The sequence below is a fragment of the Porcipelethomonas ammoniilytica genome, assembly GCF_025567485.1.
Lineage (GTDB): Bacteria > Bacillota > Clostridia > Oscillospirales > Ruminococcaceae > Porcipelethomonas > Porcipelethomonas ammoniilytica.
In genome coordinates this window covers 20,298-31,299 of the sequence record NZ_JAOQKH010000020.1, presented here as the reverse complement: position 1 = coordinate 31,299, position 11,002 = coordinate 20,298, and the positions used below count along the sequence as shown (strand labels likewise).

General features: G+C 37.6%; 14 protein-coding genes. 3 read left to right on the top strand and 11 right to left on the bottom strand.

What is annotated here, in order from left to right:
• Positions 1-21: 21 nt before the first annotated feature.
• Positions 22-405: a hypothetical protein gene (locus OCV67_RS11505; protein WP_147644108.1), complete on the bottom strand. Its 384-nt coding sequence runs from the start codon at positions 403-405 to the stop codon at positions 22-24.
• 209 nt (positions 406-614) lie between these two features.
• On the opposite strand from OCV67_RS11505, the gene dinB reads away from it, so the two are divergent.
• Positions 615-1,856: a DNA polymerase IV gene (dinB, locus tag OCV67_RS11500; RefSeq protein ID WP_147644107.1), complete on the top strand. Its 1,242-nt coding sequence runs from the start codon at positions 615-617 to the stop codon at positions 1,854-1,856.
• Between the two features lie 36 nt (positions 1,857-1,892).
• Here the strand turns inward: dinB and OCV67_RS11495 are convergent, their stop codons facing one another.
• The 3 genes from OCV67_RS11495 to ku are packed head-to-tail and all read right to left on the bottom strand — an operon-like array spanning position 1,893 to position 3,786.
• A complete protein-coding gene (locus OCV67_RS11495; protein ID WP_178085117.1) occupies positions 1,893-2,042 on the bottom strand; it encodes a hypothetical protein in 150 nt (49 codons plus the stop codon).
• A gap of 36 nt (positions 2,043-2,078) precedes the next feature.
• Positions 2,079-3,023, bottom strand: coding sequence for an ATP-dependent DNA ligase (locus tag OCV67_RS11490; RefSeq protein ID WP_147644106.1), 945 nt, complete (start codon positions 3,021-3,023; stop codon positions 2,079-2,081).
• A complete protein-coding gene (gene ku / locus OCV67_RS11485) occupies positions 3,016-3,786 on the bottom strand; it encodes a non-homologous end joining protein Ku (RefSeq protein WP_147644105.1) in 771 nt (256 codons plus the stop codon). Before ku ends, OCV67_RS11490 begins: the two co-directional genes overlap by 8 nt.
• A gap of 69 nt (positions 3,787-3,855) precedes the next feature.
• On the opposite strand from ku, the gene OCV67_RS11480 reads away from it, so the two are divergent.
• On the top strand, positions 3,856-4,095 hold the full coding sequence (locus OCV67_RS11480; protein ID WP_178085116.1) for a hypothetical protein: 240 nt from the start codon (positions 3,856-3,858) through the stop codon (positions 4,093-4,095).
• The gene (locus OCV67_RS11475) at positions 4,095-4,670 is read left to right on the top strand and encodes an SOS response-associated peptidase (RefSeq protein ID WP_147644104.1); all 576 of its coding nucleotides are present in this window, start codon (positions 4,095-4,097) and stop codon (positions 4,668-4,670) included. Before OCV67_RS11480 ends, OCV67_RS11475 begins: the two co-directional genes overlap by 1 nt.
• A gap of 96 nt (positions 4,671-4,766) precedes the next feature.
• On the opposite strand, the gene OCV67_RS11470 is transcribed toward OCV67_RS11475, so the two are convergent.
• The 7 genes from OCV67_RS11470 to OCV67_RS11440 form a co-directional block, all read right to left on the bottom strand.
• Positions 4,767-5,252: a tetratricopeptide repeat protein gene (locus OCV67_RS11470; protein ID WP_147644103.1), complete on the bottom strand. Its 486-nt coding sequence runs from the start codon at positions 5,250-5,252 to the stop codon at positions 4,767-4,769.
• A gap of 22 nt (positions 5,253-5,274) precedes the next feature.
• On the bottom strand, positions 5,275-7,548 hold the full coding sequence (mobP3, locus tag OCV67_RS11465) for a MobP3 family relaxase (RefSeq protein WP_147644102.1): 2,274 nt from the start codon (positions 7,546-7,548) through the stop codon (positions 5,275-5,277).
• Complete coding sequence (locus OCV67_RS11460; RefSeq protein WP_262644583.1) at positions 7,548-8,021, bottom strand: hypothetical protein; 474 nt, start codon at positions 8,019-8,021, stop codon at positions 7,548-7,550. The genes mobP3 and OCV67_RS11460 overlap by 1 nt, the downstream gene beginning before the upstream one ends.
• A gap of 283 nt (positions 8,022-8,304) precedes the next feature.
• Positions 8,305-8,541 (bottom strand): DUF6103 family protein, encoded by a 237-nt coding sequence (locus OCV67_RS11455; RefSeq protein ID WP_147644101.1) that lies wholly within the window; start codon positions 8,539-8,541, stop codon positions 8,305-8,307.
• Entirely contained in the window at positions 8,541-10,109 is a 1,569-nt protein-coding gene (locus OCV67_RS11450) for a hypothetical protein (RefSeq protein WP_147644100.1), read from the bottom strand. The genes OCV67_RS11455 and OCV67_RS11450 overlap by 1 nt, the downstream gene beginning before the upstream one ends.
• A 62-nt stretch (positions 10,110-10,171) precedes the next feature.
• Positions 10,172-10,612 (bottom strand): HepT-like ribonuclease domain-containing protein, encoded by a 441-nt coding sequence (locus OCV67_RS11445; RefSeq protein WP_147644099.1) that lies wholly within the window; start codon positions 10,610-10,612, stop codon positions 10,172-10,174.
• A complete protein-coding gene (locus tag OCV67_RS11440) occupies positions 10,596-10,904 on the bottom strand; it encodes a nucleotidyltransferase family protein (protein ID WP_147644098.1) in 309 nt (102 codons plus the stop codon). Before OCV67_RS11440 ends, OCV67_RS11445 begins: the two co-directional genes overlap by 17 nt.
• Positions 10,905-11,002: the final 98 nt, after the last annotated feature.

Here is an 11,002-nt window from a genome sequence, read left to right as displayed (position 1 = left end):
CCCATTCATTTTGAAAAATCTTTACTTTAATCTTTTTTCTTTTCGCCTTTTTGTGTCCAGATTATTGACTATGGTCCAATATGCAAGACGGTTATCGTATTCTTCCCATTCCTCTTTTTCCTCGTCATAAAAATGAACAGGAGCAGCTGAAACCACTGCTGCCATACTTCCGTCTGACTGCTCGTATGTTTTACTGTATCTTGTTCTTAAATCCTCCAGTTCGCTTGTGATATACACCTGTTCTTCTTCTTCTGCTGTATTCTGTTTAGTAGACGAATAATCTGTAATTACTTTAGTCGTACTGCTTTCTTTTCCTGCTTCAGCAAATGCCTGCGGTACTGTACCTGTAGCAATCAACGCTGTTACTGTCAGCAGACTGATTACCCTTCCTTTGATTTTTTTCATTCTCCTCACCTTTCAATATAATTATTTTTCATTACATATTATGTAATGTAAGTGTTTTAACAAATATACTTTTTTATGTCAAATTTTTAATTTTTTTCCAAATAATTTAAACAGCATAAAGATAATATTTACCTTACATTACCTGTATACTTCACATAAAATCGGTGGTATAATAAGTTGGAACATATGTTTTAAATTTGAGGGATTTTATGAAAGAAAGAATTATACTCCATTCCGATTTAAATAATTTTTATGCTTCTGTTGAATGCCTGTATCACCCTGAATACAGAGGAAAACCACTTGCCGTACTTGGCGATCCCGAAGCTCGTCATGGAATAGTTTTAGCTAAAAATTACGAAGCCAAATCCTATGGTGTTCAGACAGGCGATCCTATGTGGATGGCTCAGAAAAAGTGTCCCGATATTGTTTTTGTTCCTCCCCATTACGATCTGTATATGAAGCATTCAAAGCTGATCCGTGAAATATATTCCGAATACACAGATAAAGTCGAACCATACGGGCTTGATGAGTGTTGGCTTGATGTTTCGGGAAGTACAATGCTTTTCGGTTCGGGAGAGGATATTGCAAATGAAATACGTAAGCGAGTTAAATTTGAGTTAGGCGTTTCAGTTTCTGTCGGAGTTTCTTTCAATAAGATTTTTGCAAAGCTCGGTTCTGATATGAATAAACCTGACGCTACCACCGTTATAGAAAGCAATCAATTTAAAGAAATAGTATGGCCTTTGCCTGTTAAGGAACTTCTTTATGTAGGACGAGCAACTCATGCAAAATTGAAACGCAAGGGTATTTTTACAATAGGCGATCTCGCAAATTCAAATCCCGATAATCTTCGATTTTGGTTAGGTAAAATGGGAGTTGTACTTTGGCAGTTTGCTAATGGTCTTGATACTTCCCCTGTTTCCAACATCGGTGCTAAGTCCATGATAAAAACTGTTGGCAACAGCACAACTGCTCCAAGAGATTTGATTACTGACGAAGACATACGGATAACGCTTATGGTTTTATGCGAAAGCGTTTCGGCACGACTTCGTGAATACGGTTTTATCTGCAGAACTGTTCAAATAGGCATTCGTGACAACGAGCTTGAATGGTTTGAAAGACAAGGAAAGCTTGAAATACCAAACAGAACAGCTAAGTCCATATTTGAACTTGCTTTCTCACTTTTCAAAAAACACACCAACGGCAAACCAATTCGAAGTCTTAGCGTCAGAGCATGCGGTCTAGAGCCTGTTGATTTCGTTCAGCTTTCTTTGCTCCCGGATGTTGCAAAACTTCAAAAGCAGGAAGAACTTGAAACTGCTATGGATACTCTTCGCAACAGATTCGGACATTTCTCTGTCCAAAAAGGCATGATGCTTTGTGATACAGAACTATCAAATCTTGATCCTAGAAACGACCATATTATTCATCCTATGAGTTTTTTTAACTAATAAATTACAGGAGCGCTGAAAAACACTCCTGATTTTTTACTTATCATTGCCGCATTTATGACGGCAGCCTGATTGCTTTTTGTTATTTCTGCTCTCACCGTCAAGCGCACTTTCGGCCATTGTATGACCGCCTTTTGCTTTCATTTTTCTGATAGGTTTCGGATCAAGCTGTGAATCCTTTGCCATTTTTATCAACTCCAATCTGTATTTAGTATGTGCATTTCAAGTAATTTTATCTATACATTCCTTCGGTGATTTATCATCTCTCAGTCCCTTAAACACTGGCTGACGCATTCCGCCATTTTCGGTTTTCATCATATATTTTACTGTACAGACCAGTTCGGGTTTTAACCATACAGCATTTTCATTACCCTTTGGCATTTCCGTAAACGGACAGCTTGTTTCATCAAGAGATTTGATTTTTCTAAATGACTCTCCGCCTACTCCTAAAGTCACATGACCTTTATAAATAATCTGATTGTTTTTGTAATGTCCTAAAATAATGCTGTTCATACTGTTTTCTTTCGGAACAAACCCCAGAACAACAAAATCATCATCTTTAAGGTATTTTATTTTTATCCAGTCCTTTGTTCTACGGTCAAAATAATATCTGCTGTCCTTTCGTTTTGCAACGATGCCCTCCAGTTCCTGCTGTTTGGCAAGATCGTAAAATGCAGTACCGTTTTTTTTGATGTATCTTGATACGGCAAATCTGCTGTCCTCTGATTTTACGGCCTTTTGCAAAAGCTCTTTGCGTTCTGTCAGCGGCAAGTCCGTTACCTGTCTGTCCTCGTAGTACAAAATATCAAATGCAGTAAAACAGGCTGGATATTTTTTTGACGCCATATCGATTTTTATGGGATTGCTCATCATACTTCGTTTTTGTATTTCAAAGAAATCCGGCTTGCCGTCCTTGATAATCGCAAGCTCTCCGTCGAGAATACAGCGGACGCCTGTATTTTTATGAATCTCTGCAAGCTCCGGTACTTTCGGCAGCATTAAAATGTTTCGCTTATTTTTCAATACCGTTTTATCGCTGTCAAGATATGCAATGCACCGTTCACCGTCAAGCTTCAGTTCAAAGATGTATTCATCACTGTCAAAAGGCTCTCCTTCTGTACTGATAAGCATTGGCTTAATGTTTTTGATTTCCCATATATCAGTCATTATTTTTCCCTGCTTGTACTAGACTTTGCTTTAGAGCTTCCATAATATCAATAGCGTTTACCTGTACTTCGGGTGCAGAAGCTGTAATATCCTTTCCTGCAATTTTCTGTTCAATAATCTCTCTCAGTTTTACCTGATATTCGTCTTTGTACAAGCTTGGCTCAAAGTCCTTGACCATTGTGTTTATAAGAGTTTTTGCCATAGTAAGTTCGGCTTCATTCACTTCGGGATGTACAGGCTCTTTCGGTGCTTGTTTTACCTCATCTGCAAAAAACATGGTTTCAATCAATATTCCGTCATCGGTTGGAATAAGCGTAAGCAATTTTTCCTTTGTTCCCATGACTGTTTTTGCAATTGCAACCTTATTTTCGTCTTTCATGGCTTTTCTCAAAAGCTCAAACGCTTTGTCCCCTCCGGCTTCTGGAATAGCATGATATGTTTTATCATAAAAAATAGGTCGGATTGAATTTAAATCCGTAAAGTGCAGAATATGAATTGTCTTGTCCTTTTCGGACTTGGCTTTTTCAAAGTCCTCGTCTGTCATAATTACAAACTTGTCTTTATCATATTCAAATCCCTTAACGATATCCTTTGCCGATACTTCTTTTCCGCAGGAAGCACAGACTTTCTTGTATTTAATTCTGCTTCCGTCCTCTCTGCACAACTGATTAAAGTGTATATCGTTATCCTGTGTTGCCGTATATAACCCAACGGGAATATGGACTAAACCGAATGAAATAGCTCCCCTATGTGATACTGCCATTGTAACACTCTCCTTTTTTCTTAGTATATCCATTCCTTTAAAAGAAATACTAATACAGGAAGTGATATAATGATACGCAAGGTTTATGTTGAAGTAACAGCAAAATTTGATACAGAGGGAAATATTACTCCGCTGTCTGTAACTTGGGAAGACGGTACGGTTTATACAATTGACAAGGTTGTTGACAAAAGAAGAGCCGCAAGTTTAAAAGCAGGCGGTATCGGTATGCGTTACACTTGCAGGATTCTCGGTCAGGAATCATATTTGTTTTATGAAGAACCTCGATGGTTTGTGGAGGCAAAGGGATAATGTGCGGAAGATACAGCTTATTTTTTGACGATGAATATAACCGTGATATTTCTGAAATTATTAAACTGATCAAAAGCAAATACGGTCAAATAGATGTAAAATCAGGCGAAATCTTTCCGACAAACACAGCTCCGGTTTTAGTCGAGCAAAACTCATCCGTTACTCCTGTTCCATACAAATGGGGGTTTCCTAATTTCAGAAACAAAGGCGTTATTATTAATGCCAGAGCTGAAACAGCAGAAGAAAAGAAAACTTTTAAAGACAGTTTATTAAATCGCAGATGCGTTATACCGAGCACAGGGTTTTATGAATGGGACAAATCTAAGCAAAAATATCTGTTTAACATTCAAGGCAGCAACGCTCTGTATATGGCAGGTTTCTATAACTTTTTTAAAGACGAACCGAGATTTATTATTTTAACCACATCTGCAAATTCATCTGTAAGCAGTATTCATCACCGCATGCCTGTCGTACTTGAAAAACAGCAGATAGAAGATTGGATAACCGATACAGACAAGGCTGTTTCTATTCTTCACAATACCCCACCTTCCCTTATACACACTTCGGTTAATTAAAAGATAAATATATTATTCTTCTCTTTGTAATATATATATTCTATTTTCTACTTAACTTTCCCGTGTCACAGTGACGCAGGGCCTATTGCGCTTACACTAATGCAGCTCTTGGTTTTGAAGATGTTCTTCTTTGAGACCGAGAGCTTGTTTTTTCTGTTGAATAATACGCCTTAGCTTTCTGTCGGCAGACATTCTGTTTGACTTGTATTTCCGGTTATAGTCATCGGCTATGCATCTGCTTAAATTTACAAACAAACCGAATATTGTATTGGCTACTACAGCATTTTCAAAGCTATGAATATTATCAATCATATTTTGTGCATACTCATTCCCCTGTTCCGCCGATAGCTCAAGCCATTCCAGCGCTTTTTCTTTATCCTTTTGAATATCGTCTGTGCCGTATAAATACAATCTGCCTAGCAAAAACGAAGCCCAATCATTTTCCATAGCAGCTGATTCCAAAAGACTTACGGCTTTTTCTGAATCATGGTACGGGTTATTATCCAATATAATTTTCGCCAGAGAATATTCGGCATACGGTTTAACCTCATCATACTGAACAGCTTTATCAAAATACTCCACTGCTTTATCAAGGCAGTTTTCTTCAAGGTACAGCTTTCCAAGTGAGTATAGTGCAATTCTCAGCAGCTTTTAAAAGATACTTTTCAGCCATATTTAAATCCTTGTACACTATCTCACCTTTAAAATATATTTTCCCAAGCTTGTAACAGGAAAGCGTATCTCCGCTGTCCGCACATTCTGTAAGCATTTCAAGTCCCTTTTCTATATCCAGTTCCAAGTGCTTTCCTGAGATATATTCAAGTGCCAATGTCCTCTTTGCATTTGTATTATTCAGCTCCGCCGAACGCATGAAATAATTAATCGCCTTATCCATATCAATATCAGTACCCAGACCGTTTTTGTACATAGTTCCCATTTTATAAAACAGGTTATCATCAGTCTGATTCTTACTTTCAAGTTGAAGAAAACCGGACAATGCGGATTTGTAATATCTTTGAGCTGTATCTTCATTTTTAGTAACATATTCACCCTTATTGTACATTTGTGCAATGGAGTAAGAAGCATAAGGCTGTCCCTGCGAAGATGATTTCTGATACCACAAAAACGCCTGCGACAAATCTCTTTCCACGCCGTTTCCATAGTAATACAGATTGCCCAGACTGTACTGAGCAAACCTGTTACCCTCCTCTGCTGATTTTAAAAACCATTCAAACGCTTTTTCATAGTCCTGCTGTGTTCCTAAACCATAGCAATGCATTTTGCCTATGCGATACCGGACATAAGACCGCATATCCACCGGTTTTTGATATACATTTTCATAAGGAACCATAAAATCAGCATTGGGTTCTATCTCAGTAAATCCCTGCAATGCTTCTTCATAATATTTATATGATTTTGCCTCGTCATTTTCGCCGAGCTTTTCTGTGGAGTATAGCTTTCCCAAGTCATGCACCGCAAGCACATTCCCCGAATCAGCTTCGGCTATTAAAAGCTGTTCGGCTTTCTCATAATCCTTTTTCTCGGATTTTTTATTATAAATAATTTTACAGGCTTCTTTGTATGTAGTACTCCACTTGATATAGTAATGGCTGTCTGATTCAAAATCTACAGTATTAAACTCTATGGTATTATCACTCCAATTGAAATCGCCTACAATATCATCGATTGGAGGAGGAATATCTTCATCGGTTGTAATCTCTATAGGTTCGGGTTGTATGTAATCAAAAAATCCGGTCAGTGAATCCATATTTAAAACCTGACCTATTATACTGTTCCTTACCGAATGGAAAACCTTATTTTCATATAGCAGTGGAAATTCTTTTTCTTTTTGTGTATAGGTTTTGTACTTCTGTCTTTCAAGCTCGCACCATTTTTCATATAAAGAGTGAATGCTTTTGTCCTTTGATATTTCTTTGAAAATTGCATTGACTGTTTCTTTTACTTCGGATGGAAGATATCCGTATACTTTTTTGCCTTTGCAGCTTTTTAACTGCATATGTAAAACTTTTATCAGCTTCTCAAGTTCAGCATTTTCAAAACCTCCCTCAGTAATTTCTTTCAGTAAATTTTCAACATACTTTTTTGACTCTGCTTTCAATTCATCACGCCTGATCGTCTGCGCCTGATATATAGACTGCAGATCGTCATAAAAAATATCATTTGCAAATACCGAACGAATTTTATCTATTCCCCGATTAGTCAAAAATCCCTGTTTTACATTTGTAGAATATACAAGCAGATGAATATGAGGATGGTGTGTTGTGTCATGGAAAGCGGCATACCATTTCAGATTGCATAACGGGATACGCTGTGCTTCTGATATATCCGAGATATGTCTTTTCACTAAGTCACGCCACCTATCTGAATTATCATATCCCAGACGAATTGCATCCTCTCGTCTGAGCGACACAACATGGCTCCAGACATTCCCCGGATGATTTGCAATTTCATCTGCTGCCTGATTTAAAATAATAGGTTCGTCCTTATCGTTGAATAAACCGTGGAAGCCTCTTTTTTCAACTCCAGGACGCATTGCCATGTAACCTACAAAGTTCTGACGGTTACCGATCACATCTGCATTGCGTTCTATTATTGCAGATATCAATTCACTTGCATTTTCAACTGTGGAATCATTTTTATAATCCTCATATTCCAGATACTTTTTTGCTTCGGGAAAATCTTTAAGCAAATCAGATAGAAGCTCCTGCTGTTTCTCTGTTGCAGGAGCTTCTCTTTCAATTATATTCTGTTCACGGGTTTCCACTGTTTCACGAGTAGCAATGTATCTTGTATAATTTTTTCGTTTGGTTTCAGTTCCGCTTTTTAAATATCGGCTTGTTACTATTATCTGTGACATTACTCATCACTCCTCTGATACCTCACAGCTTTTTCAAAATTAATTATACCGTTGATACGCTTGACCTCATCAACACACATAATTCTAAGCTTATGAAGAGTATCGTCATCTATTTCATTTATCGCCGCTACCAAATCAGTTAATGCTCCCACTTCAACCGCCAACTTGAATAATGACCTTGATAATTTTTGTTCGCTCCCTTTTACTATACCCTCTGTTATTGAAGCAAGCTGAGGTGCAATAAATTCTGTTGCCGTACTTTCCTTATTGAGAAGATAACCGCAGTAAAAACGCACTGCCTTTTCAATAAACTCAGTTCTTGAACTGCAGTTATCAAACTTATACAGCATATCCACCTTTTCCATTGTATCGGGATATACATACAGCGGAAATTTGATTTTTTCCTCTGTGACTCCATTGGAAAGCTCCGTATCTTCGGAGCTTTCTCTTTTTTTCTGCAAATTTGACTCCATAATTTTTTCAAACCTCCCTTTTTGACTCCATTTATCTGACTCTCTCAAACCCCTAAGCAGCGGGCTTTGCCCGTTGCTGTAATTGTTTTGGCGGCAACTTTGACGCCAAAACTTTAACCAGCAAACAAAAAAAGGTTCGATTTCCATCAAACCTATCCTCTATTCGCTTTCTCAAACTTTGCGACAAATGCCCGAAATTTGCCCCGACAAACCTATGGGGTAACTTACCCCACCTACCTTGTAAAAGCCTTACAAAAGGCATTGTCGTGCGACACGTGGCGAGTTACTTCTCCGATTGATATTCTGATTCCACAGGAGCAGTATTTTTTGTCTTGCGTGACGGCTTGGCTGACTCTTTCATTTTCAGGAAATCTCTCACATTCTGAGGTACATTCTTTTGATACAACGATTCAATGCACTTATCAAGCTCATCCGACAGATTCAAATTTTTCTGTCCTAAGTACATTTCCAACGCCGATAATTTTTCACAATCAATGCTTATGCTTACGTTCTTTTTCATTACTTCTTCTCCTTTTTCTCTACATAACTGATGTACGGAATCTGCAACCAATGAGTCCACTCACGTCCTGCAAGCTTGGTTCTGGTAACACCTCTCAGCGTATTCATGGCTTCGATCACCTCTCCGTTTCCGATATAGATTCCGATGTGACCGTCACTCCAAACAGCAAGTCCGGGAACTTCCGGTATAGTGTCTATCGTACCTTTAACCTTGGCATTTTCAAACATTCCGTTTGCTCCCACATCTGCCATACCATTAGAACCAACCGTTATCTTACCTGATTTACTGTCATACCAGCCGTATCCTTTAATCAATCCAACGCAATCTGCCGTCCTCTTGCCAAGCCAGTTTGAACGGATAAAGTCCATGTAGCTTGTTACTTCTCCCCCAAACACTGAAGCTCTGTCCTGAAGTATTGATTCGGTAAGAACATTTCCGTATGTACCATAGACATATCCCCAACCGTTTTCGTGAGCTTGAATTGCCCATTGGACAAGTCCCAGATTGTTTTTCTTGGCTTTGTCATATTCATCAAACTGAATTTCATTATTAAAATTCTTTTCCTCCCCGTACTCTATCCACGGTATTTCAAACCACGCTTTCCATGATGAATTCTTTACAGACTCTTTAACCACTCCGTCCGTAACAGATTTCGCATATACCACATTACCTCCGCCGATATATATTCCAATGATATTGCCGTTTATAACAGCAGTACCGACTGTATCGGGAAGCTTATCCATACTTCCTTTGACTGATGCCGAGTTATACAGTTCCTGAACAGTCATATCGGAAATCGAATAATTATCCTCTGATATCGTTCTGCTTTTGCTGTCGTACCACAGATATGATTTCAGTAAGTTATAGTTATCTGTCGTTCTTCGGCTTTGCCACTTATCATATTCTTCTGTGATATCCTTTGGGTATTTTTCTTTCAGAGCCTTGTATTTTTCTTCTGTCAGAACATTTCCGTCTGTATAAGGAACATATCCCCATTGAGTTGCATATGCGTTTTCTGCCCACCTCGCTAAGTCAATGTTGTTTTTCACATCAAGATTTAAAAACAGATTGCTGTCAATACTGACATTTGCAATCACAGAATATGATCTCATAAATTCTTCATAGCTGATTTTCAGTCCGTACTTCTTATTCAAATTTTCAATCAGCTTTTTATTATCCTTCTCTTTAAAACAGGTACAGTAATCAGTAAAAAAATTCTCACCCTGCTTTACAGAATCAAAATAGGTGAGGTAAATCATCTGTGCTTTTACGGTCTGTGTTTTAAGACCGAGCTTTGACAGCTCATCTGCAATTGCTTTACCGTCCGATTCCATTTGTGAAAGCTGAGATTTCTGCTCAGCGCTCAGATTTTGAACATATGCAGAATAATCTATATTCTGCGTTTCTGCTGATGAAATCTGATTTCCTATTGCCAATAAAACCATCACAGGAAGCAAGGCTATGGCTATTATCATCGCTGCTAGAAATCCAACTACCTTCCATGTCCGCTTATCCTTTGCCAATATCACCGCTACCTTTTTGGCTATTGCTCCTGCCGTTATACTCATTGCTTTTCCCTCCTTTTCAGCACAATAAAAAAAGCCGCATTATGCGGCTTTCATTTATGTTCCTATTCCATTTTCATCTCAAAATCCATTTCTTCGGTTTCTGTTAAATCTTCATATTGTTTTTCATATTCCGAAGACTTTATTTTTTCAAATAACGCAATCTCTCTTTCACAAAATTCTTTTAATACAGGTACATCTGTTTGAATCGTTTCCCAAAGAGACTGACAATCAATATGACCGTATTCATGTGCAACAATATTTCTCAGACCTCTTACTGCTTTCCATGGTATCTGATCTTCAGTTGATTCTTTATAATCATCTGTTAATTTGTTTGCAAGCTCTCCTATTTGAAGCAAACATAAAGCAATCGAATTTCTATATACCGAATTATTTTCAAGTTCATTTTTATCAGCATTAAACATTTGATTTGCTTCATCAATCTGATTTGCATACGATATTATATGCTTTAGTAATTGGTTATTTGATTTACTGCTTTTCCCCATAAATCAGAACCTCCTCATTTTCTATACTCCGTAAAAAATCCTTGTCTAAACTTCCGGTTGTTAATAAATCAACATTTTTCTGAAATTGTTCCAGCAAATCAACTCTTAATCCACTTAATGCAAGCATTCCGCAGATTTTGCCCTTATCAATTCTCAAATCAATATCACTTTGAGATGTAGCTTCTCCTTTAGCGTAAGAACCAAACAGATAGATTCTCTCTGCTCCGTATTTCTGTGCAATAGGCGAAACAATTTCCTTTATTTCTGAAATTTTATATATTCTATTCGTCATGTTTGATTCCTCCTTTAATGCAATTTGTTTTCTCTATTTTATTATACTATATTTTACAAGTATAATCAAGTATCAAAATTAAGATCATTATATGCTCG

Excerpts from the sequence above, each read along its gene's own strand:
- OCV67_RS11505 (WP_147644108.1), bottom strand. The coding sequence starts at position 405 with ATGAAAAAAATCAAAGGAAGGGTAATCAGTCTGCTGACAGTAACAGCG.
- dinB (WP_147644107.1), top strand. The coding sequence starts at position 615 with ATGAAAGAAAGAATTATACTCCATTCCGATTTAAATAATTTTTATGCT.
- OCV67_RS11495 (WP_178085117.1), bottom strand. The coding sequence starts at position 2,042 with ATGGCAAAGGATTCACAGCTTGATCCGAAACCTATCAGAAAAATGAAA.
- OCV67_RS11490 (WP_147644106.1), bottom strand. The coding sequence starts at position 3,023 with ATGACTGATATATGGGAAATCAAAAACATTAAGCCAATGCTTATCAGT.
- ku (WP_147644105.1), bottom strand. The coding sequence starts at position 3,786 with ATGGCAGTATCACATAGGGGAGCTATTTCATTCGGTTTAGTCCATATT.
- OCV67_RS11480 (WP_178085116.1), top strand. The coding sequence starts at position 3,856 with ATGATACGCAAGGTTTATGTTGAAGTAACAGCAAAATTTGATACAGAG.
- OCV67_RS11475 (WP_147644104.1), top strand. The coding sequence starts at position 4,095 with ATGTGCGGAAGATACAGCTTATTTTTTGACGATGAATATAACCGTGAT.
- mobP3 (WP_147644102.1), bottom strand. The coding sequence starts at position 7,548 with ATGTCACAGATAATAGTAACAAGCCGATATTTAAAAAGCGGAACTGAA.
- OCV67_RS11460 (WP_262644583.1), bottom strand. The coding sequence starts at position 8,021 with ATGGAGTCAAATTTGCAGAAAAAAAGAGAAAGCTCCGAAGATACGGAG.
- OCV67_RS11455 (WP_147644101.1), bottom strand. The coding sequence starts at position 8,541 with ATGAAAAAGAACGTAAGCATAAGCATTGATTGTGAAAAATTATCGGCG.
- OCV67_RS11450 (WP_147644100.1), bottom strand. The coding sequence starts at position 10,109 with ATGAGTATAACGGCAGGAGCAATAGCCAAAAAGGTAGCGGTGATATTG.
- OCV67_RS11445 (WP_147644099.1), bottom strand. The coding sequence starts at position 10,612 with ATGGGGAAAAGCAGTAAATCAAATAACCAATTACTAAAGCATATAATA.
- OCV67_RS11440 (WP_147644098.1), bottom strand. The coding sequence starts at position 10,904 with ATGACGAATAGAATATATAAAATTTCAGAAATAAAGGAAATTGTTTCG.